Here is a 22123-nt window from a genome sequence, read left to right on the forward strand (position 1 = left end):
GCAAAGCGGCCCCCGGCCTGCAATTCTGTAGCTGAAATCGAGGGGCTGCTGTGCAGCCCTTTCGCGACACAAGGCCGCTCCTAAAGGGGATCGTGTCAGGCCTGTTCGGGCAGTAGTCGGTCGCGGCTATTGGACAGGTGCAGGCACACCGCTGCCCGCGCCGCGTCCGGATCCTGCCGGCGGATGGCATTGAGGATCGCCTCATGCTCGAGGTTGGCCAGGTACGCCTGCCGCGCCAGCTTCGCCCCGCTGCGTTCGGCCAGGGCCATGCGGTTGCGCGGGATCAGGCCGTTGCCCAGCTGCAACAGCATTTCAGTGAAGTACAGGTTGCCAGTGGCCTCGGCAATCAACAGGTGAAAGCGCCGGTCGGCCTCGATGCAGCTGTCGCCAGCGGCGGCCAGGTCCTGGTAGTCATCCAGCGCCTGGCGCATGCGCCTCAGGTGCCCCTCATCACGACGTAGCGCGGCCAAGGCGGCGGCCTGGCCTTCCAGGCCGATGCGCAGCTCCAGCAGGTCGCGCACATTCGCCGCGCTTTCCGCAGCGATGCGCAGGCCGGCCTGGGCCTGGCGCTCCATCACGAACGTACCGATACCGTGGCGTGGCTCCACCAGCCCCGAGGCCTGCAATTTCGACAGGGCCTCGCGGACCACGGTGCGGCTCACCCCGTGCTCGCGCACCAGGCTGTTCTCCGAGGGCAACTTGTCGCCTGGCTTGAAGGTGCCCAGCAAGATCTGTTGGGTCAGGCTGGAGACCAGGTCATGGGCACGGCTGTGGCCGCGCTTGTAGGCTTGTTCGGTGGCCATGGTGTGATCCGATTGTTGTTGTACTTGTACGACAAGTTAATCGATAAAAATATTTTTTGCCGATTTTTCCTGCGGTCAAGCCAGCGAGTAGTTTGTCTGTTTTTGCAAGATCGACGCATATAGGCTTTGCGTTAGCTTGTATTTTGTGATTTTGCCGATGTTGTTGATCTTGTCGTACAACTTCGCTGCGCATATGCTCCTCCCCACTGCCATGTCAGACAACCTCGACCCGCACAAAAACAATTAGTGGGAGATCCGCAAGTGAACGATACCCTCGCTCCGTCTGCCCGGAATGAAGGCGACGCCCTGGCCAGCGCCGTGGCCAAGGTCAAGCGCCACGTCCTGCCGCTGTTCGTCATCATGTTCATCGTCAACTACCTGGACCGCGTCAACATCGGCTTCGTCCGCCCCCATCTGGAAAGCGACCTGGGCATCAGCGCCGCGGCCTATGGCTTTGGCGCCGGCCTGTTCTTCATTGGCTACGCGTTGTTCGAAGTGCCCTCGAACATGCTGCTGCAGAAGGTCGGCGCAAGGCTGTGGCTGACCCGCATCATGTTCACCTGGGGGGTGGTGGCCACGGCCATGGCCTTCGTGCAGAACGAAACCCAGTTCTACGTGCTGCGCTTTCTGCTGGGGGTTGCCGAAGCGGGCTTCTTCCCCGGGGTGATCTACTACTTCACCCGCTGGCTGCCGGCCGCCGAGCGTGGCAAGGCGATTGCCATCTTCCTCAGCGGCTCGGCATTGGCGTCGCTGATTTCCGGGCCGCTGGCCGGCGCGCTGATGCAGATCCAGGGCCTGGGCATGCATGGCTGGCAGTGGATGCTGTTCATCGAAGGCATGGCCTCGGTGACGCTGTGCTTCTTCGTGTTCTTCTGGCTCGACTCCAGGCCGCAGGACGCCAAGTGGCTGAGCCAGGCCGAGCAGGAAGCACTGGTGGCCGCCATCGATCGCGAGCAACTTGAGCGCGAAGCGGTCGGCGCGGTCAGGCCATCGGCCTGGAGCCTGCTCAAGGACCGCCAGATCCTGCTGTTCTGCCTGATCTACTTCTGCATCCAGCTGACCATCTACGCCGCGACCTTCTGGCTGCCGAGCATCATCAAGCGCATGGGTGACCTCAGCGACCTGCAGGTCGGCTTCTTCAACTCGATCCCGTGGCTGATCTCGATCCTGGCCATGTATGCCTTCGCCGCCGGCTCGGCGCGCTGGAAGTTCCAGCAGGCCTGGGTCGCAGGTGCGCTGGTGATCGCTGCCATCGGCATGTTCATGTCCACCACGGGTGGGCCGGTGTTCGCCTTTGTCGCGGTGTGCTTCGCGGCCATCGGTTTCAAGTCGGCGTCGTCACTGTTCTGGCCGATCCCGCAGGGCTACCTGGATGCCCGCATCGCCGCAGCGGTGATCGCGTTGATCAACTCGGTCGGCAACCTCGGCGGCTTCGTCGCCCCCACCACCTTCGGCCTGCTGGAGCAGCAGACCGGTTCGATCCAGGGCGGCCTGTACGGCCTGGCGGTGACCTCGGTGCTGGCGGCCATTGCCATCTTCTTCGTACGCACTCGCCCAAAGGGCGTCCCTTCCGATGACCTCAAGGCCCCTTCGGCCCTGGGTCAGAGCCATTGATGACTGCGAGACAACAACCATGAACATGCAGACCCTTCACACCAGCACCCCCGTGGTCACTGATCTGCGCGTGATCCCCGTCGCCGGGCACGACAGCATGCTGCTCAACCTCAGTGGTGCCCATGGCCCGTTCTTCACCCGCAACGTAGTGGTGCTGCGTGACAGCGCCGGCAATACCGGGTTGGGCGAGGTGCCCGGCGGCGAGAAGATCCGCCAGACACTGGAGGACGCCCGCAGCCTGGTGGTCGGCCAGCCGATCGGCCATTACCAGCGCGTGCTCAATGCCATGCGCCAGACCTTCGCCAACCGTGACTCGGCTGGTCGCGGCCTGCAGACCTTCGACCTGCGCATCACCGTGCATGCGGTGACGGCCATAGAGTCGGCGCTGCTCGACCTGCTCGGCCAGCACCTGAACGTGCCGATAGCGGCACTGCTGGGCGAGGGGCAGCAGCGCGAGGCGGTGAAGATGCTCGGTTACCTGTTCTACATCGGCGACCGCCAGCAGACCGACCTTGCCTACCGCAACGAAGCCGATGCCGAGGATGACTGGTTCCGCCTGCGCCACGAAAAGGCCCTGACCCCGGACGCGGTGGTGCGCCTGGCCGAGGCCGCCAAGGCGCGCTATGGCTTCAGCGACTTCAAGCTCAAGGGCGGGGTGTTGCGCGGCGAGGAGGAGATGGAAGCGGTAACGGCGCTGGCCGAGCGCTTCCCCGAAGCCCGCATCACCCTCGACCCGAATGGTGCCTGGTCATTGAAGGAAGCCATTGCCCTGTGCCGCGACAAGCACGATGTGCTGGCCTATGCCGAAGACCCGTGCGGTGCCGAGAACGGCTACTCGGGCCGTGAGGTGATGGCCGAGTTCCGCCGCGCCACCGGCCTGCCCACCGCCACCAACATGATCGCTACCGACTGGCGGCAGATGGGCCATGCGATCCAGTTGCAGTCGGTGGACATTCCGCTGGCCGACCCGCACTTCTGGACCTTGCAGGGTTCGGTACGGGTGGCGCAGATGTGCAACGACTGGGGGCTGACATGGGGTTCGCATTCCAACAACCACTTCGATATCTCGCTGGCAATGTTCACCCAGGTGGCGGCTGCGGCGCCGGGGGAAATCACTGCGATCGACACCCACTGGATCTGGCAGGACGGTCAGCGCCTGACCCGCGAGCCACTGCGCATCGTCGACGGGCATGTGCACGTGCCGGCGCGGCCGGGGCTTGGGGTGGAGCTGGATGAAGACCAGTTGGCCAAGGCGCATGAGTGCTACCGCAACATGGGGTTGGGTGCGCGGGATGACAGCGTGGCAATGCAGTTCCTGATTCCGGGGTGGAGCTTCGATAACAAGCGGCCTTGCCTGGTGCGTTGAGGCATAGGGCCCTTTCGCGATTCCTGTTGCTAGTCCGGTGCTTCGAGCGTACCGGGCAGGCGTAGGCAGACGCCTGGCAACAGAGGCCCCGGGAGACCGGGGCTTTTTTGTGGCTGGCAGAAAGTGGTGATGGCTGCACCGGCCCTTTCGCGGGCTTGCCCGCTCCCACAGGTACACCACAGGTTTGAGGGGCGTGGAGTAACTGTGGGAGCGGGCGAGCCCGCGAAAGGGCCCGTACAGCCACAACACACCCAAATGAAAAACAAAAGCTCCAGACGGCCTGGTGACGGGATCGGGTATGCCATTCACGACTTCTGACGTTAATGGGGATGCCCTGTCGTGATCGAACAGTTCCGGGGCGTTCTCGTGTAATTTCCCACAGCCCTGCGGGGCTTAAATGAAGCCCGACCTGCACTGACACGTTGCTCTGTGACGCGTGCCAAATATCAACAACAGAGCGCGAGTAACGTGTCGACTTATTGATTTCAAAGGAGATATTTTCGCCTACACCTGCCCGTCCATCCTTGTGTCAGTAAAAAGAGAACAACATCAATGAACACCGTGGGATCTGATGGCAACCTTGCACAAGGTTTCAAGCCACGTCACGTAACGATGCTGTCCATCGCCGGCATCATCGGCGCCGGACTTTTCGTCGGCTCTGGCCACGCCATCGCGGCAGCCGGGCCAGCTACCATAATTTCCTATTTCGTGGCCGGGACCTTGGTGGTACTGGTCATGCGCATGCTTGGCGAAATGGCCGTGGCACACCCGGACACCGGATCGTTTTCCACCTACGCCGAGCAGGCCATCGGCCGCTGGGCCGGCTACACCATCGGTTGGCTGTACTGGTGGTTCTGGGTACTGGTAATCCCGATCGAAGCGCTGGCCGCCGGGCATGTGCTGAACGCCTGGTTCCCGCAGGTGGACAGCTGGATATTCGCCCTGGCTTCGGTGCTGCTGCTGGCTGGTACCAACCTGTTCAGCGTGGCCAAGTACGGTGAGTTCGAGTTCTGGTTCGCCATTCTCAAGGTCACGGCCATTCTCGGTTTCATCGGCCTGGGTTTCGCCGCAATTATGGGCTGGCTGCCCAACCGCGAGGTCAGCGGCCTGAGCGGCTTGATGGCCGAGCACGGCGGCTTCGCGCCGAAGGGCTGGTCGGCCGTGGTTGGTGCGTTCATCACCGTGATGTTCAGCTTCATCGGCACCGAAGCGGTGACCATCGCCGCGTCCGAATCGAGCGACCCGTCGCGCAACATCGCCAAGGCCACTCGCTCGGTGATCTGGCGCATCAGTACCTTCTACATCCTGTCGATCTTCGTGATCATTTCGGTGGTGCCGTGGAACGACCCGCAGCTGGCGGTGGTGGGCTCTTACCAGCGTGCGCTGGAGATCATGAACATCCCCAACGCGGCCTTCATGGTCGACCTGGTGGTGCTGGTGGCAGTGACCAGCTGCATGAACTCTTCGATCTACATTGCCTCGCGGATGATGTACTCGCTGGCCAAGCGCGGTGACGCACCGGCCATGCTCAACAAGACCTCCAAGGTCGGTGTGCCACGCGCTGCGGTATTCGGCAGCACGTTGATCGGCGCGGCCATTGCCATCCTCAACTACTTCGCGCCGAAGGGCGTGTTCGAGTTCCTGCTGGCCAGCTCCGGCGCCATTGCCTTGCTGGTGTACATGGTCATCGCCATTTCGCAGCTGCGCATGCGCCGTCGCCTGGAGCGGGAAAACACCGAGCTGAAGTTCCGCATGTGGCTGTTCCCGTACCTGACCTGGGCGGTGATCCTTTTCATTGGCGGGGCACTGGCGGTCATGATGTTCACGCCTGAACACCGGGCGGAAGTGAGCTCGACATTGGGCCTGGCGATCGTGATTTCCTTCCTGGGGATCGTGACCACGCGGGGCAATGCGCAGCCTGTGGGGGTGCGTTCGATGGGGTGATTGAGTTCACCTGGCGGTAGGGCAAAGGGCACCAGTGGATGGGTGCCCTTTGTTTTTTCAGCCTTTCATCATCTTGATGTATCTGATTGCCGCCGGCGCTTTCTCGAAGCGCCGGTGGATCAGGCTAAGCCACGAGCTGGCCTGGCAGTCGACAATACGCCGGTAGTGCACCTGCGGCAGGCTGATGCGCTGCACCACCGATTCTGGCACCACTGCGATGCCTTGGCCGAGTGACACCAGGGTGATCACCGCCACCAGGCTGCCCGGCTGGGGGCCGAGCCTCGGGACGAAACCACCTTGTGCTGCCACTTCCAGCGTGCCGGAGATCTGTTCGGGCAGGATGAAGGTTTCATTGGCCAGGCGCGAGGCCGGGATCTGCGGCACTTCATTTATCCGTGAGCTGGCGGGCAGGGCGAGGACGAAACCTTCCTGGTGCAAGGCGATAGCTTCGAGTTCCTCGGGCAGCTCCATCGGTGAGCGCACATAGGCAAGGTCAAGCAGGCCGTCGCGGACCATGCCGGGCAGTTCGGCCATGGGCAGTTCGCGAATGTTCAGGCGTACGCGGGGGCAGGTTTCGCTGTAGCGGCTGACTTGCTGCTGGAGCATGCCCGAGTACGCGGCCGAAGCCACATAGCCCAGTTCGATGCGCCCGCTTTCGCCTCGGGCGGCCCGTTGCGCGCCCAGTTGTGCAGCATCGAACTGGCGCACGGCATGTTCGGCTTCGATCAACAGCGCCTGGCCCGCTGCGGTGAGGTTGACCTCGCGCTGGTTGCGCTCGAACAGGCGCACGCCCAGTTCGCGCTCCATGTCCTGGATCTGCCGGCTGAGGGTGGGCGGGGCGATGCCCAGCTGTTCGGCAGCACGGGTGAAATGACCGTGGCGGGCGACGCAGATGAAGTAGCGGAAATGGCGGATTTCCATGAGTGTTACCTGCAGGGTAATGACGCGAGCCGCCGTGGCTAACAAGCCTGGGGGCTGGTGGCGTTATGGTGAGGCCAACACTACAAGGCTGGTGGCTTGGCGGCAAAGGCTGCCTGGGAATTGCAGGGGACCGCTTTGCGGTCCATCGCAGGCAAGGCAGCCCCGGCGATTTGACCAACCAGCCCTGCATCCGGAGCCTCACCATGCCCTCTGCGCGTTTCACCCTGCTCACCGCCTCCCTGGTCTGTGCCCTGATCATCCTCGACACCAACATCGTCGCGGTCAGCCTGCCCAGCATCGCCCGCGACTTGTCCGGCTCGTTTGCCGATATCGAATGGGTGGTCAGCGCCTACCTGCTGGCCTTTGCCGCCTGCCTGCTGCCCGCTGGCAGCCTGGCCGACCGCTTTGGCCGCCGCCGCATGCTGCTGCTCGGCCTGGCCCTGTTCGGCATCGCCTCGCTGGCCTGTGGCGCGGCGCCCAACCTGCTGTTCCTCGACCTGGCCAGGGCAGCCAAGGGCGTTGGCGCGGCATTGCTGCTGACCTCGGCCCTGGCCGCGATCGGCAACCGCTTCCACCAACCCCAGGACCGCATGCGCGCCTGGGCCTTCTGGGGCGCCTGCATGGGCGCCACCATCACCTTTGCGCCGCTGCTGGGCGGGTTGATCGCCAGCACCCTTGGCTGGCGCTGGATCTTCTACATCAACCTGCCGTTGGTGGCAGTGCTCGCAGTGATGGTGTTGCGCAGTGTCGAAGAGTCCCGCGACACCGCTGCGGCCCGGCTCGACCCATGGGGCAGCCTGACTTTCGCCGGCAGCCTGGGTTACCTGATCTGGGCAATGATCGATGCCAACCAGGTGGGCTGGGGCAGTGCGCAAACCCTGGGACGGCTGGTGATCAGCGCCTTCCTGTTCGGCCTGTTCGTCATGGTCGAGCGCAGCCAGGAACGGCCGATGATCGACCTGCGGCTGATGCGCAGCGGGCGCTTCGTTGGCGCCTTGCTGGGGATGTTTGCCTATGCTGCCTGCGCCCAGGTGATGATGACCCTGCTACCGCTTTACTTGCAGAACGGCCTGCAGCTGTCGGCCCTGGCCGCAGGGGCGGGCATGCTGCCGTTTGCCGTGGCCATGCTGCTGACGCCACGCCTGGGTATGCGTCTGGCTGCACACTTGAGCCCGGCGCAGGTGTTCGCGCTAGGCCTGGTATTGGTCGGGGCGGGTAACCTGCTGTGTGCCTGGGCCACGCAGCAGGGCGGTTACGGTGCATTCGCCCTGGCCAGCCTGGTGCTGGGTGCTGGCGCCGGGCTGCTGAATGGCGATACGCAGAAGAACATCATGGCTTGCGTGCCGCGTGAGCGCACCGGCATGGCTTCGGGGTTGAGCACAACCACGCGGTTCGGGGCGATTGTGCTGGCAATCGGAGGGCTGGGTGGTGTGCTGGCTTCGCGTAGTGGGCAGTTGCTGTATGAGGCCATGGCTGCCGTGGCGCCTGGGCAATCGGGCCAGGTTGCCGCGATGACTACCCGGGTTGCTGCGGGTGATTTGCAGGCGGCGTTGGCGTTGCTTGAGCCTGGGTTGCGGGAAACGCTGGCACCTTTGGCTCGCCAGGCGTTCGTCGGGGGCTTCGAAGCTGTGTTGCAGGTCGCCGGTGTGGCGGCGCTGCTGTTCGCGATGCTGGTTGGCGTGTTGCTGAGCCGGCCGCTGCCGGCCGTGCCGGAAGTGTTGCTGGCTGAGAGGCAGTCATGAAGCGGGCGGCGGGGCATCACGACACAGCGACTGGGGCATCAAGCCCCTCGACGCGGCATTCGACAATCAGTCATTCAACAGCCATGGCTTCAGTTCCTTGAGGTTGCTCACCACCAGTTGCTGCGCCTCGGGGAGTACTGCCAGGTTGCGGTGGTCGATCAGGTAACGCTGCAACACGTACTTCACCAGTGCCCTGCGGCTGGGCACCACCAGTTGCCCCTGCGTCATGCCGAAGTCGGTTTCGATGATTGCCTTCTGCGCCGCGTTCAATCGCCCGTCAGGTTCGAAGATGATCGGCACCTCGACATTCCAGTCTTCGTCCTGCTCGCGTGTGTTCGGCGATTGGTCGAGCAAGTCTGGTTGCCCACGCAGGCGGCTGAGGACGAAGTCGCGATACTGGCCGTTCTTTTCGCAGTAAGCCCTCACGTGCCAGCGCATGCCGGTGTAGACCAGCGTGTGCGGGGCGATGAGGCGCACTTCCACGTTGGGGGTATTGAAGGACACGTATTCGGTTTCCAGGCGCAGGCCTTCACGGCAGGCCTTGAGCAAGGGACGCAGGACTTCTGGTCGGATGGGGCGGTCCGGCACTTCCAGCACCCGGGTATGCGCGTAGGCCAGTGCCAGCCCGTCGATGTGCGGGGCCCGCTCATTGTTCTGATAAAGCAGGTGCAGGTAGGCGCTGGCGCTGTCGTCGATGAACAGCGGCTTGAACTGCTTGCTCGGTACATAGCCCTTTAGCTGCTTGTCATATGTCAAGTTCTTGGGCGCATGTTCGGTGATGTAGGTATTGATGTCCTTCGACGCCTGCTGGCGGCTGATGCCAAAGCTCTGTATCAGGTGGCCCGTTGTCAGCCGGCCTTCCCACCAGGCAACGGTCTCGATCAAGCGATAGCGAAGTGCCAGGTCCCAGCGTACCTGCTCGATGGATTGCTTGCGTTTCATACCCTCTCCATGTGCGCGATTACTTTACCTGTATAAGTCTACATTCTAGACCTGTCGTTTAACATTACATATCGTGTCGCTGTCTTTGAAACGAATTGAAGTCAGCAAAGGAAAGTGGACATGACTATGTCTGAAGCGGTTTCGACAGGGGCGTTGGTGTTGATTGGGGTAATCCTGGCGGTGCTCCTGATGCAGTACATGAAGTTGCGTGAGCTCTGGCAGCTGGCCCTGGCATGCCGTCACAACGCACGATGGGCACGGATTAGGGAGATGGAAAACCGTGAGCTGCGTTCGGCGCGGCGTGCCGACCAGGCGCACATCGCGCAGTTGCAGCGCAAGTTGGTGTTGTTGCAGAGCCTAGTCGCTGCAGAAAAAGGGTAGGGACCTTATCAACAGGCTTGGATGAGTCAAAGGATCATATTTTCAATTCTATGGTAGGGGGTGATGGCATTTTGCCTTGCCATAGGGTATTTCTTAGTCTCCCGCAACATTTCAGCCAAGGATGCATATGGACAACGTTGAGATCAATCGAGTCAAGACTGAAGCTTCTCGCCAGGTTAAAAACATTCTGGATCAGCTTGAGAATGACTATCCAGGGATTACGGAAGGGCTTGCAGCGGCACTGGGCTCGTCAGCGGGTGCTGCAGGTTCACTGGGTGCCTTGTATTTGCTTGGCTATACAGGCCTTTCTGCGGCAGGCATCAGCTCCGGCCTTGCTACTGCAGGTGCCTTGGTGGGCGGTGGGATGGTAGCGGGTATCGGTGTATTGGCAGCCCCCATTGCCCTGCTGGGTGTGGGTGGTTATGCGCTGATGAAAAAACGTAAAAACGCGAAGCTTGCGGCGTCTTTGGGCGAAGCTATCGCGAAGCTCTATAACATTCAGGAGCGCTTGCTGAGTAACGCCGAGACATTCAAGGCTGAAATTGCCATGATCAAGCAAACCATCGAAATGCTTACTCGGAAGAAACCGTCGTGAGTAATGAGCTGTATCAGGATGAATTGAGCGCTCTTGCCTTGTTGAATCAGCGCTCGCAGGCGATTGAAACGTCACATGCAGAGATTGCCACCGATATACAGCTCCTCCAGGCACAATTGTTGGCACTTGCCGGTACGTTGGATACCACGACTGATAGTTTGAACACTGTCGTGACCGAAATACCCCTCACTGTTATAGCTTCCAGTGAGCCGATCACACTGGATGATATCTATGCGCAAGCGCGTCAGAACCATCCGGATGCCAGGCTCAAGGACGTTCTGGACGAAAGCGATTTTGATGCTATCGACGCAAGACTCACCGCTCGCTTAGGCGCATTCAATGCGAAGTACAACCTCGATGAGTGGGACTATGCGATAGCGGGTTGCAGCGGGTTATTAGCGGGAGTGCTCGATCTGCTTTTTGTGCGGCCTCCGCCTAAACCTGGAACGAAATGGGATACGCCGGTAGACGGTACCTTCAACAAATGGGTACAAGACACTTTGAACACTTGGCTACCTCCAGAGCTTTCCAAAAAGTTAGGTGAGAAATACAAGATCGGCGCTCCGGACAGCTCTGTCTGGACTGATCTTATTGGTGCCCCGGATAAGGTCCTCAACCCGATCAACCACCGACTTCGTTCGTTGGCTCATGACCCCGTTCTCGGTTTTTTCTACGGGGTGTATGACATGATTCATGGAACTTGCACCGTGGTGGTCAACGGCGAGGTACGCCAGATCCCGAGCACGAAGGGGCCGACTGAGGGAGGCCTGTTCCAGCTGCTGGGAAGAATGTTTGGCCATCTGCTTTCCGATGTAAATGCCCCTTCAGCCAAGGGGAACCGAGGGATGGGCTTACCGGCCCCCTTCATGGGGCTGCTGCGGATGTTCGAGAACGTGAACATCAACGGCGAATCCTTCGGCAAGCAGATCGAGTGGATGTACGTGAAAGGCTACGATTTCAGACAGTTCCTTGTGACGAGCATCCCGGCTGCGATCATGGAAGTCATCATGAGGGTGTTCTACGTAGTCAAACAGGTTGCGGTCAACGGGGCCACTATTGCAGATGCATTATTGGACACGCTGCCCGGAAGAATGAACCCGCGCTTTCGCATCATGTTAGCGCTTGCCTACGGTGCCAGCAGCGCGGTGAATGCCGGGCGGATGTACGCCACGCAAAATCTTTTAAACCTGAACTATGCGGCGTGGATGGGGCTTTTCTGGAATGGCGCTCACGCTATCAAATGGACCTTGTACGGTCGGCATATGAAGTTCTGGAGTGAAGTCGAGCTTGCGGAGATTGATGAGTTGCTGGATTACACGCAAAAGCTGAATGGTTTGGCTGAGCGTGCCGCTAAGCTCTAGGGCGACGGGTATCCCAAGGACGGCGCTTCTATCAAACAAAAGTAACCACAGTTCTTACCAAAGAAAAACAGGTGCGCGGGGTCAATGGCGGCGAAGTGTTCGCTCTTTTATACGATGTAGTCACAGCAAGCTGTGCCGACAGGTACTAATGCCAATGTCATTTGGACACTCTCTCATTCGGGAGCAAAGCTGCACACCAGTGCAGACTAAGACCTCTTTCCCGCTAATTGGGAACCATAGCAAAGCAATCGGCGGCTGACCTATCCGGATCAGTCACCGAATCCACATAACGCACTGTTCGGCGGATAATTTGTGCGGTTTCATCCGCGAACACCGGCGCAGCCGGTGCCATGTACCGCGTTGGATTATTCGCGAGTAAAACCGCAGGGTAATGAGCGAACCCGTCTGTGAACTGGTTGCTCTGCAGCTGCGCTGGCTGAAGTGAGATGGCTAGCGCATCATGCCCAGCTCCGCATCATCCAGCAGCGCCTTGCCCAAAGCGCAAAGGTAATGCGCGGCCCAGATCAGTTTTGGCTTGTCTTCCATCAAACCGTCGATGGTCAGGTCCCGCGCATAGCCCATCAGTTCCGAAGCTTGCTCGCGGGCGTTCTGGCAGGGAATGCCGGACTCGATGCGGAACAGTGGGTGAGTCTGGTTTTCACCTTGGTAGAAGATGGTTTTACCGACTGTGCATTTGGTGTCTTCGATGTCCATTGATCGATCTCCCTGGTAGTGATTCAGTGCACGGCTTGCGGGCCCGCTGGCTTGTGTATGTGTGCCAGCGCTGACTCTAGAAGTTTGCGCAGAGCTTCAAGCTCTTGCGTTGACGCCATGATCAACAATGACGCAGGCGATCGCGGCTGCATCAGCATTGCCTGCCGGGCTACGGCTTCGGCACAGAGTGCGTAGTCCGAGGCCAACATGATGGTGTCTTCCAAGGAAAGGGGAAGGTGGGGTGGATCGGGGACTATTTTCAGCATTTTTGGTCCTCAGTGGAGCGACCAGCGCTTGCTGTCAAACAAGTGGTGGCAGCCGTGTATGGGTTGACAGACCGGTGAAGACCAAACCGGCGCACACGAGGTGCCCCACACACAGCCGCCATAGGCAAAACCGTGTGCTTGGTCGTCATCAGCCTGTCAAAGCTGGTCGTTGATGTACAACGACCCGACGAGACTAAAACTCTGAAAAAACGACCGCAACGGAAAACAGGCGCTGGGAGTATCTTTGGGAAACGTCCTACGCGGAAGGGGTTAAATCTGATTTTCCGGGCTCGCTCAACTCAAAAAACCAGGCACAAAAAAAGACGCCCGAGGGCGTCTTCTTCTTTGGAATTTGGTGGAGCCGGGGGGATTTGAACCCCCGTCCGCCAGTACTCCGCTGTCGGTACTACATGCTTAGCCGTGTCTACTGAGTTAATCCGCAGCCGCCCGACGGGCAGGGTGCTTTGGACGAGTTGGGTAAGTTTTAGTCGCTTTGCCCCCAACGTGCTACACGACGATCCTGTTCTGTATGACAATCATTTCGGGTTTACAGGCATCCCCTGATGATTGCTGGAGCCGAAGCTACCAGAAGGTCGGGCTCGGCTGCTTACGCAGCGAGAGCGTACTCCGCCTCGAAGTTTTCGTCATTGGCAACTATAGAAAGTTGCAACAGTGGATTTACGAGTTCTGTTACCAACTCGGCATGCACCTAGAGTTTCGCTACCGGCGTCGAATCCTGATCGGCCCCACACTAGCTCTAAGCTAACGCACCTTACGGTACGTGAGGCTGAGTATACGCCATTGCGCGGGCGACGTCGACAGCCGGTCCGGTCGCCCGCTTTTGGGCTCACGCGCCGCTACCGCCGCCGCTGGTGCCGCTGCCTTTCTCCGTTTTTTCCAACCGCTCCAGGACTTTGCTGGTGATGGCGATGCATTCCTTGGTGTCCCCCGATGCCTGGGCAGCCTTGGCTTTGTCGACGTGCTCGGTGATGGCCTTGTCCAGGCCTTCGGAGGTAGCGCCGGCGGTGGCCATGCTGTCATCGATCTTTTGCAGGTTGGCGGTGCAGAGGTCTTCGGCGGCGAATACCGGCGAAGCCAGCAGGGTGGCGGCCGCGAACAGGGCCGAAAGCGCGGTACCTTTCATGGGAGTCTCCTTCTGGGCCTCTGGAAGGTGGGCCTGTAAGGGTGGACTGCGGGGGATTGGCGGGGGTTCAATCGGGATGGTACCGGCTTTGCCGGTGTTCGCGGCTGAAGCCGCTCCTACAGGTACAGCGTGGGCCCAAAGCCGGCGCGGTACTTGTGGGAGCGGGCGTGCCCGCGAAGCAGGCTGCGCGGTGTATGGCACCGGCTGCGCCGGTGTTCGCGGGCATGCCCGCTCCCACAGGGATTGCGGCAGCTATCAGGTTTTGCGTTAAACGGTCATATGCTGCGTGGCCGGGTGACGCGGTCTACAAGGTAGACCAGCCCGTGGTAATCGATGCCACTATGGCTGGACAGGCCGATCTCGCAGGTGCGGCTGGTGGAGATGCCTTCGCTGCAATATTGCACCGCATCCTTCAGGCTGCGCAGCGAGTGGGCGTTGAGCTCGGGGGTGGTGAAGCCTTTGTCACCGGCAAAGCCGCAGCAATGTATGCCCTCCGGGATCACCACCTGTTTGCTGCACCGCCGCGCCAGGTCGATCAGCGCCTGGCTTTCGCCCAGGTGCTGGGTGCTGCAGGTCACATGCACGGCCACTGGTTCGTCCTGGGGGGTGAACTCCAGGCGCTCGAGCAGGTGGGTGCGGATGAAGCGCACTGGGTCGTACAGGTCCAGCCGGGTGTCGTCCAGGTCCTGCACCAGGCGCAGAGTGCAGGGGCTTGTATCGCAGTAGATAGGGTCGAGGCCGCCGCGGCTGGCGTGCAGCAGGGCGGCAAGCAGTTCCTGGCGTTTGTGTTCGGCCTGCTCGGGGTAGCCCTTCGAGGCGAACGGTTGGCCGCAGCACAGGCTGTCGGCGTTGTCAGGGAACACCACCTGGTAGCCGGCCTTTTCCAGCAGGGCGCGGGTCTTGTCCAGCAGCGAACTCTGCTCACGGTCGGCATAGGCCGGGCCCATCACCCGCGAGACGCAGGCAGCCAGGTACACCACGCGAGGGCGGGCGTCGTTGCTGGCCGGGCCGAAGTCCAGTGGGCGCAGTGGTTGTGGCATCGCCGGGGTCCACTTTGGCAGGCGGCCTTTGCTGGCTTTGTGCAGCGAGGCGCTCAGGCGGCCCAGGCGTGGGGCGCCGAGCAGCTTGCGTGCGGTATTGGCGGCGGTCAGGGTCAGGCGCGCGCCGCCCAGGGCGGTGTGGAAGTGTTCGGCCAGCCAGTCGGCGGTTTTTTCGTGTTCGGCGGCCTGGCTGCGCAGTTTCTTCACCAGTTCGCCGGTGTTGATGCCAACCGGGCAGCGCTGTGCGCACAGGCCGGTGGCGGCGCAGGTGTCGATGCCCTGGTACTGGTAGGTCTGGCGCAATTCCCGGGTGTCGATGCCGGCGCGCTGTTTGGCCTGGATGTCACGCCACATGACGATGCGCTGGCGTGGGCTGAGGGTCAGGCCTTTGGAAGGGCACACCGGTTCGCAGAAGCCGCACTCGATGCACTTGTCGACGATCTCGTCGGCAGCGGGCAGCGGCTTGAGGTTCTTCAGGTGAATGTCCGGATCTTCGCTCAGCACCACGTCGGGGTTGAGGATGCCGTTTGGGTCGAGCAGGCGCTTCAGCTTCCACATCAATTGGTAGGCGTCATGGCCCCATTCCAGCTCCACAAACGGTGCCATGTTGCGCCCGGTGCCGTGCTCGGCCTTGAGCGAGCCGCCGAACTCCACCGCCACCAGTTGCGCCACATCGTCCATGAAGGCCTGGTAGCGTGCGACTTCCTCGGCGCTGTTGAAACCCTGGGTGAAGACGAAGTGCAGGTTGCCTTCCAGGGCGTGGCCGAAAATGATCGCTTCATCGTAGCGATGCTTGTCGAACAGCTGGATCAGGCGGTTGACGCCTTCGGCCAGTTGCTCGATGGGGAAGGTGACGTCTTCGATGATGACGGTGGTGCCGGTCTGGCGTACGGCGCCGACGGCGGGGAAGGTGTCCTTGCGGATTTTCCACAGCTGGTTGTACACGGCGGGGTCTTCGCTGAAGTCCACCTGCTGTTCCAGTGGGAAGTCGGCGATCGAGGCCATCACCTGTTGCAGCTGTTCATGCAGCAGGCTCTGGCTGGCGGCACGGGACTCGATCAGCAGGGCGCAGGCGTTGTCCGACAGGCCTTTTACCCACAGTGGCATGCCGGGCATGTTCTGCACCGAGCGAAGGCTGCGGCGGTCGAGCAGTTCAACGGCCGAGACCGGCTGGCGCTTGAGCACGGTCACCGCGCGGCAGCAGCTTTCCACGCTGGGGAAAACCAGCAGTGCGCTGGCTTTGTGCGGGTGGTCGGGCACGGTGTCGTAGGTGACGGCACTGATGAAGCCCAGGGTACCTTCGGAGCCGACCAACAGGTGCTGCAGGATATCCAGCGGTTGGTCGTAGTCCACCAGTGCGTTCAGCGATAGGCCAGTGGTGTTCTTCAGCCGGTATTTGTGCCGGATGCGCTCGGCGAGTGCAGTGTTGGCGCGGGTCTCGCGGCCCAGGCGGGCCAGTGCTTCCAGCAGGCCGGCGTGGCTGGCCTCGAACGCGGCGACGCTGGCCGGGTCTTCGCTGTCCAGGCGCGTGCCGTCGGCCAGCACCAGGCGCAGGCCGGCCAGGGTGTGGTAGGTATTCTGCGCGGTGCCGCAGCACATGCCGCTGGCGTTGTTGGCGACGATGCCGCCGATCTTGCAGGCGTTGATCGACGCCGGGTCGGGGCCGATCTTGCGCCCGAAGGGAGCCAGCCAGGCATTGGCCTGGGCACCGATGACGCCGGGCTGCAAGCGGATCTGCTCGCCTTGGCCGCGGATTTCGCGGCCGTTCCAGTTATCGCCCAGCACGATCAGCACCGAGTCACTGATGGCCTGGCCGGACAGGCTGGTGCCGGCGGCGCGGAAGGTGACCGGCACCCGCTCGCGCTGGGCCAGTTTGATCAGGCCGACCACTTCGTCTTCTGACTCGACGCGCACCACCAGCTTGGGGATCAGCCGGTAGAAGCTGGCATCGGTGCCGAAAGCCAAAGTGGAGGTGGGGTCGTCGAAGCGGCGTTCGGCGGGGATCAGGCGCTCGGCATCACGCAGGAACGCGGCGGGCAGGCTCATGCAGTCTCCTCGCGGGGCCGTGGCGTCTGTGCGCCCCATGCCCCGGGTCAATCAGGCGGTCGTTCTTGCGGGCGGTCAGGCGCCCAGTTCGCGTACCAGCGAGTCGCGGGTGATCTCGCTGATCGACTTGGCGCCGGTCAGCACCATCGCTACGCGCATTTCCTTTTCGAACAGCTCCAGCAGGTTTTTCACCCCGGCCTGGCCGTGCACGGCAAGGGCGTAGAGGAAGGCGCGGCCGATCAGTACGGTGTCGGCGCCGAGGGCGATCATGCGCACCACGTCGAGGCCGCTGCGGATGCCGGAATCGGCGAGGATCTTCAGGTCACCTTTGACCGCATCGGCAATTGCCGGCAGGGCGCGGGCGCTGGACAGCACGCCGTCGAGCTGGCGGCCGCCGTGGTTGGACACGACGATGCCGTCAGCACCGAACCTGACCGCATCGCGGGCGTCATCGGCATCGAGAATGCCTTTGATGATCATCGGGCCGTCCCAGAACTCGCGGATCCACTCCAGGTCTTTCCAGGAGATCGACGGGTCGAAGTTGTTGGCCAGCCAGCCGATGTAGTCGGCAAGGCCGGTGGGGTTGCCACGGTAGGTGGAAATGTTGCCCAGGTCGTGTGGGCGCCCCATCACACCGACATCCCATGCCCACTCGGGGTGGGTCATGGCTTGCAGCACGCGGCGCAGCGGGCCGTTCTTGCCGCTCATGCCAGAGTGGGCGTCGCGGTAGCGGGCGCCGGGTGTCGGCATGTCGACAGTGAACACCAGGGTCTTGACCCCGGCGGCCTTGGCCCGCTCCAGGGCGTTGCGCATGAAGCCGCGGTCCTTCAGCACGTACAGCTGGAACCACATCGGCCGGTCGATGGCCGGGGCCACTTCTTCGATCGGGCACACCGACACCGTGGACATGGTGAACGGAATGCCGTGGGCCGCCGCCGCACGTGCCGCCTGCACTTCACCACGGCGGGCGTACATGCCGGTGAGGCCGACCGGGGCCAGGGCCACCGGCATGCTCAGGGTTTCGTCGAACAGCTTGGTCTGCAGGCTGAGCTCGGACATGTTCTTCAGCACGCGCTGACGCAGGGCAATGCTGGCCAGGTCCGAGACGTTGTGGCGCAGGGTGTGCTCGGCGTAGGCGCCGCCGTCGGCATAGTGGAACAGGAAGGGAGGCAGCTTGCGTTGGGCCGCGGCGCGATAGTCGGTAGAGGCAGAAATGATCATGGATTCTCGCAGCGTTGCGTGTGGGGATTGCCGGGCGCGCGACGGCGCCCGGCCCCTTTCACTTTAGTGATGAACCAGCATGCCGGTCAGCCAGTAGGCCTGGATCAGAGTGATCAGGCCGACGATGGTGGCGAAGAACAGGCTGTGCTTGACGGTGAAGCGGAACAGGTCGGATTCCTTGCCAACCAGGCCGGTGGCGGCGCAAGCCACGGCGATCGACTGCGGCGAGATCATCTTGCCGGTCACGCCGCCGCTGGTGTTGGCCGCTACCAGCAAAGTGTCGTTGACCCCGATCTGGTGCGCGGTGGTGGCCTGCAGCGAGCTGAACAGGGCGTTGGACGAGGTGTCGGAACCGGTCAGGAACACACCCAGCCAGCCGAGGAACGGCGAGAAGAACGGGAACGCGGCACCGGTACCGGCCAGCACCAGGGCCATGGTCGAGGACATGCCCGAGTAGTTGGTGACGAAGGCGAAGGCCAGCACCATGCCGATCGACAGGATTGGCCAGCGCAGCTCCCAGAAGGTTTCCTTGAAAGTGGTCAGACCAGTTTTGAAGTTGATCTTCAGCACGGCCATGGAGATCAGCGCCGAGAGGAAGATCGCGGTGCCGGTGGCAGAGATCGGGTCGAGCTTGAACACCGCTGGCATGGCGGTTGGCGCGGCGACGATCGGTGCGGTCTTGATCACCAGTTGGTCGAGGTGCGGGATGGCGAAGTTGAACACGAAATTGTACATCGCGCCGCCCGGGGCGAAGGCCGCCTTGAACGGTTTCAGGGTCCAGATGGTGACCAGCACGGTGAGGATCAGGAACGGCGACCAGGCCTTGAAGATCTCGCCAAAGCTGTAGGGGCTTGGTTGGCTGCCGCTTGGCTGGACCACGGCGGCACCGACGCTGCCCTTGGCTTCGGCGAACGAACGCTTTGGCTGCCAGACTTTCAGGAACAGGGTCAGGGCGATCAGGCTGGCCAGGGCCGAGGTGATGTCCGGAAGCTCCGGGCCGATGAAGTTCGAGGTGAAGTACTGGGTGACGGCGAAGCTCAGGCCGGCGACCAGGGCGGCAGGCCAGGTTTCCTTCACGCCACGCAGGCCGTCCATCATGAATACCAGCCAGAACGGTACGAACAGCGACAGCAGCGGCAGCTGGCGACCGGTCATGGCGCCAATGTGGAAGGCGTCGATACCGGTGACCTGGCCGGCCACGATGATCGGGATGCCCAAGGCGCCAAAGGCCACTGGCGCGGTGTTGGCGATCAGGCACAGGCCGGCGGCGTACAGCGGGTTGAAGCCCAGGCCCACCAGCAGCGCGGCAGTGATTGCCACCGGTGCACCAAAGCCCGCCGCACCTTCCAGGAACGCACCGAAGCAGAAACCGATCAGCAGCACTTGCAGGCGCTGGTCGTCGGTAATCGACAGCACCGAACTGCGGATCACTTCGAACTGGCCGCTCTTGACCGTGAGTTTGTACAGGAACACCGCGGCAACGATGATCCAGGCAATCGGCCAGAGGCCGTAGAGGAAGCCATAACCTGCAGCGGCGAATGCCATGTCGACAGGCATCTGGAAGGCGAAGATCGCCACCAGGATCGACAATGCGAGGGTGATGCTGCCGGCCACGTGGCCTTTGAGGCGGAACACCGCGAGGGCAAGGAAGAAGAAGACGATGGGGATGACCGCCGCCAGTGCGGACAGGCCAAGACTACCAAGCGGACTATAGATTTGTTGCCAGGTTTGCATATGGGGTGGCCCCTAATTGTTGTTGGTCAGGCACTGGCATTGGATAATTGGTAAGACCAATTTACAATGGCTGGGCGCTAGGTTAAAAGCGTCTTCGTGGGTGTGTCAATTTGTCCCGTGCAAAACTTTGGTCGTGTGCCGATGAGTGGGCATCTGATGGGCGGGGAAAATCGTCGCCTGGTGGGTGTTTGCAAGGCCCGGATCGGCGAGAATAGGCGCCCCCTGAAATCTGCCGGGGGTTTGTGGAGAGCATGTGATGGTTTTTGATCAGGTCCGCCAACGGCGCCTGTCCGACGACATCGTCGATCGGTTGGAAGGGATGATTCTGGAAGGTACGCTGACCTCGGGTCAGCGGCTGCCGGCCGAGCGCGTCCTTGCCGAGCAGTTCGGCGTGTCCCGCCCATCACTGCGTGAGGCGATCCAGAAGCTGGTGGCCAAGGGGCTGCTGGTCAGCCGCCAGGGTGGGGGCAATTTTGTCGCCGAGTCTCTGGGGTCCACTTTCAGCGACCCATTGCTGCAACTGCTTGAGCACAGTGCCGAGGCGCAGCGTGACCTGCTCGAATTCCGCCATACCCTGGAGGCGTCCTGCGCCTACTACGCGGCCCAGCGCGCCACCCAGCCGGACCGGGCGCGCCTCAAGGCGGCCTTCGATGCGCTGCAGGACTGCTATGCCAGGGCCGACGAAGTGACCCGGGCGGAGGAAGGCGCGGCCGATGCGCGCTTCCACCTGGCGATTGCCGAGGCTAGCCATAATGCCGTGTTGCTGCACACCATTCGGGGCTTGTTCGACCTGCTCAAGCGCAACGTGGTGACCAACATCGGCGGCATGTACCAGCAACGGACCGAGACCCGGGACATGCTGATCAGCCAGCACCGGGAGCTGTACCTGGCGATAGTCGAGGGCAGGGCGGAGGATGCGCGGGAAGTGTCCAGCCGGCACATTCTGTATGTGCAGGAGGTGCTGGAAGAGGCGCATGAAGAAGCGCAGCGAGTGGCGCGGGCGGAGCGGCGTAGCGGGCGTTGAGATCGGTGTTGGATTCTTCGCGGGCTTGCCCGCTTCCACAGGATATGCGCCGGACCCGAAGGCGGCGCGATACCTGTGGGAGCGGGCGAGCCCGCGAAGAGGCCGGAGCAGGCTGAAGAAGAGGTATTACTCTTCCTTGCCCTTGTTCCGCACAGCCCGCTGCAGCTCGCGGTTGGAATCGCGCTCGCGCATGGTGTCGCGCTTGTCGAATTCCTTCTTGCCCTTGCCGAGTGCGATTTCGCACTTGATCAGGTGCTTGCTCCAGTACAGCGCCAGGGCCACGCAGGTGTAGCCTTTTTGCGCCACGGCCGCTTCCAGGCGCTCGAGCTCGCGCTTGTTCAGCAGCAGCTTGCGAGTGCGGATGGGGTCGGCTATGACGTGGGTGCTGGCCGTGGTCAGCGGGGTGATGTGGCTGCCGAACAGCCAGGCCTCACCGTCCTTCAGCAGCACGTAGCTGTCAGTCAGGTGCGCCTTGCCGGCTCGCAGGCTTTTTACTTCCCAGCCGGACAGGACCAGCCCGGCCTCGAACTTGTGTTCGATGAAGTAATCGTGTCGCGCCTTCTTGTTCTGCGCGATGGTCCCGGTCGGATGTTTCTTTTGTTTAGCCATAGGGGCGGCATTATAGGCAGTCGCCGCGTCGTCGGCTATGGGATTTCGGTGTGCTTGAGCCACTGCAATGAATACCGGACAATACAGCCCCTGTCTTTGCGACAGAACCTGTTTTCGGCACGCTGCGAAGCGCCGCCACCCAGCCTTGGAAGTGATGCCTGGATGACTACCCATATTCAACGCTCCGCCCTGCTGCCGTATCCCGCCCAGGCGCTCTACGATCTGGTCAACGATGTGGCCAGCTACCCGCAGTTTCTGCCTTGGTGCTCGGCCTCGACGGTGATCGAAGCCAGCGACACGCACATGCGTGCCAAGCTCGAAGTGGCCAAGGGCGGCATGAGCCAGCACTTCGTCACGCGCAATGTACTGGTGCCGGGGCAGTCTATCGAGATGAACCTGGAGGAGGGGCCGTTCACCCAGTTGCATGGCCTTTGGGTGTTCAAGCCGCTGGGTGAAAAGGCCTGCAAGATCAGCCTGGACCTTTCGTTCGACTATGCTGGCCCGCTGGTGCGCGCGACTTTGGGGCCGCTGTTCAACCAGGCGGCAAATACGCTGGTGGATGCCTTTTGCCAGCGTGCCAAGCAACTGAATGCCTGACTGAAACAGCGGCAACAAAAAGCCCGGACCAGGTCCGGGCTTTTTTGTATCTGCTCGCC

The 22123-nt window shown here is 61.9% G+C and carries 19 protein-coding genes and 1 other RNA gene; 9 read left to right on the forward strand and 11 right to left on the reverse strand.

Annotated elements, in window-relative coordinates; all coding sequences use genetic code 11:
- Positions 1 to 95 precede the first annotated feature (95 nt).
- Positions 96 to 803, reverse strand: a complete 708-nt coding sequence (locus IMX18_RS00805; RefSeq protein WP_217189969.1) for a FadR/GntR family transcriptional regulator — start codon at positions 801 to 803, stop codon at positions 96 to 98.
- A 261-nt stretch (positions 804 to 1064) separates the two neighbouring features.
- Here IMX18_RS00805 and IMX18_RS00810 point away from each other — a divergent pair, with 261 nt between their 5' ends.
- The 3 genes from IMX18_RS00810 (at position 1065) to gabP (ending at position 5727) form a co-directional block, all read left to right on the forward strand.
- Positions 1065 to 2417 carry an MFS transporter gene (locus IMX18_RS00810; protein ID WP_015271909.1) on the forward strand — a complete coding sequence of 451 codons (1353 nt, stop codon included), beginning with the start codon at positions 1065 to 1067 and terminating at the stop codon, positions 2415 to 2417.
- A 19-nt stretch (positions 2418 to 2436) separates the two neighbouring features.
- Positions 2437 to 3783 carry a glucarate dehydratase gene (gudD, locus tag IMX18_RS00815; RefSeq protein ID WP_054573611.1) on the forward strand — a complete coding sequence of 449 codons (1347 nt, stop codon included), beginning with the start codon at positions 2437 to 2439 and terminating at the stop codon, positions 3781 to 3783.
- A gap of 552 nt (positions 3784 to 4335) precedes the next feature.
- Positions 4336 to 5727: a GABA permease gene (gene gabP, locus IMX18_RS00820; protein ID WP_217189968.1), complete on the forward strand. Its 1392-nt coding sequence runs from the start codon at positions 4336 to 4338 to the stop codon at positions 5725 to 5727.
- A gap of 57 nt (positions 5728 to 5784) precedes the next feature.
- Here the strand turns inward: gabP and IMX18_RS00825 are convergent, their stop codons facing one another.
- Positions 5785 to 6648 (reverse strand): LysR family transcriptional regulator, encoded by an 864-nt coding sequence (locus IMX18_RS00825; RefSeq protein ID WP_217189967.1) that lies wholly within the window; start codon positions 6646 to 6648, stop codon positions 5785 to 5787.
- Positions 6649 to 6851: 203 nt separating this feature from the next.
- Here IMX18_RS00825 and IMX18_RS00830 point away from each other — a divergent pair, with 203 nt between their 5' ends.
- Complete coding sequence (locus tag IMX18_RS00830; RefSeq protein WP_217189966.1) at positions 6852 to 8390, forward strand: MFS transporter; 1539 nt, start codon at positions 6852 to 6854, stop codon at positions 8388 to 8390.
- A 66-nt stretch (positions 8391 to 8456) separates the two neighbouring features.
- On the opposite strand, the gene IMX18_RS00835 is transcribed toward IMX18_RS00830, so the two are convergent.
- Positions 8457 to 9332, reverse strand: coding sequence for a BrxR family helix-turn-helix transcriptional regulator (locus IMX18_RS00835; protein WP_054573615.1), 876 nt, complete (start codon positions 9330 to 9332; stop codon positions 8457 to 8459).
- A 120-nt stretch (positions 9333 to 9452) separates the two neighbouring features.
- On the opposite strand from IMX18_RS00835, the gene IMX18_RS00840 reads away from it, so the two are divergent.
- From IMX18_RS00840 to IMX18_RS00850, 3 genes are all read left to right on the forward strand, one after another.
- The gene (locus IMX18_RS00840; protein WP_054573616.1) at positions 9453 to 9713 is read left to right on the forward strand and encodes a hypothetical protein; all 261 of its coding nucleotides are present in this window, start codon (positions 9453 to 9455) and stop codon (positions 9711 to 9713) included.
- 127 nt (positions 9714 to 9840) lie between these two features.
- Entirely contained in the window at positions 9841 to 10308 is a 468-nt protein-coding gene (locus tag IMX18_RS00845) for a hypothetical protein (RefSeq protein WP_054573617.1), read from the forward strand.
- A complete protein-coding gene (locus IMX18_RS00850) occupies positions 10305 to 11669 on the forward strand; it encodes a hypothetical protein (protein ID WP_054573618.1) in 1365 nt (454 codons plus the stop codon). Before IMX18_RS00845 ends, IMX18_RS00850 begins: the two co-directional genes overlap by 4 nt.
- A 450-nt stretch (positions 11670 to 12119) precedes the next feature.
- Here the strand turns inward: IMX18_RS00850 and IMX18_RS00855 are convergent, their stop codons facing one another.
- The 7 genes from IMX18_RS00855 to IMX18_RS00880 all read right to left on the reverse strand — a co-directional run bounded on the left by IMX18_RS00855 (position 12120) and on the right by IMX18_RS00880 (position 19834).
- Positions 12120 to 12383, reverse strand: a complete 264-nt coding sequence (locus tag IMX18_RS00855) for a DUF3077 domain-containing protein (RefSeq protein WP_054573619.1) — start codon at positions 12381 to 12383, stop codon at positions 12120 to 12122.
- A gap of 23 nt (positions 12384 to 12406) precedes the next feature.
- Positions 12407 to 12649, reverse strand: coding sequence for a hypothetical protein (locus tag IMX18_RS27880; protein ID WP_054573620.1), 243 nt, complete (start codon positions 12647 to 12649; stop codon positions 12407 to 12409).
- 353 nt (positions 12650 to 13002) lie between these two features.
- Positions 13003 to 13397, reverse strand: a transfer-messenger RNA (tmRNA) gene (ssrA, locus tag IMX18_RS00860).
- A gap of 99 nt (positions 13398 to 13496) precedes the next feature.
- Positions 13497 to 13793: a hypothetical protein gene (locus IMX18_RS00865; RefSeq protein WP_013974305.1), complete on the reverse strand. Its 297-nt coding sequence runs from the start codon at positions 13791 to 13793 to the stop codon at positions 13497 to 13499.
- 275 nt (positions 13794 to 14068) lie between these two features.
- Positions 14069 to 16879 carry an FAD-binding and (Fe-S)-binding domain-containing protein gene (locus IMX18_RS00870; RefSeq protein WP_061551375.1) on the reverse strand — a complete coding sequence of 937 codons (2811 nt, stop codon included), beginning with the start codon at positions 16877 to 16879 and terminating at the stop codon, positions 14069 to 14071.
- A gap of 75 nt (positions 16880 to 16954) precedes the next feature.
- On the reverse strand, positions 16955 to 18100 hold the full coding sequence (gene lldD / locus IMX18_RS00875) for an FMN-dependent L-lactate dehydrogenase LldD (RefSeq protein ID WP_013974303.1): 1146 nt from the start codon (positions 18098 to 18100) through the stop codon (positions 16955 to 16957).
- A 63-nt stretch (positions 18101 to 18163) separates the two neighbouring features.
- Entirely contained in the window at positions 18164 to 19834 is a 1671-nt protein-coding gene (locus IMX18_RS00880) for a lactate permease LctP family transporter (RefSeq protein WP_015271872.1), read from the reverse strand.
- 256 nt (positions 19835 to 20090) lie between these two features.
- On the opposite strand from IMX18_RS00880, the gene IMX18_RS00885 reads away from it, so the two are divergent.
- Entirely contained in the window at positions 20091 to 20858 is a 768-nt protein-coding gene (locus IMX18_RS00885) for an FCD domain-containing protein (protein WP_013974301.1), read from the forward strand.
- Between the two features lie 126 nt (positions 20859 to 20984).
- On the opposite strand, the gene smpB is transcribed toward IMX18_RS00885, so the two are convergent.
- Entirely contained in the window at positions 20985 to 21467 is a 483-nt protein-coding gene (gene smpB / locus IMX18_RS00890; protein ID WP_013974300.1) for an SsrA-binding protein SmpB, read from the reverse strand.
- Positions 21468 to 21629: 162 nt separating this feature from the next.
- On the opposite strand from smpB, the gene IMX18_RS00895 reads away from it, so the two are divergent.
- A complete protein-coding gene (locus IMX18_RS00895; RefSeq protein ID WP_003258078.1) occupies positions 21630 to 22064 on the forward strand; it encodes a type II toxin-antitoxin system RatA family toxin in 435 nt (144 codons plus the stop codon).
- Positions 22065 to 22123: the final 59 nt, after the last annotated feature.

The organism is Pseudomonas shirazica, from assembly GCF_015168335.1.
In the GTDB taxonomy this organism is placed as follows: Bacteria; Pseudomonadota; Gammaproteobacteria; order Pseudomonadales; family Pseudomonadaceae; genus Aquipseudomonas; species Aquipseudomonas asiatica.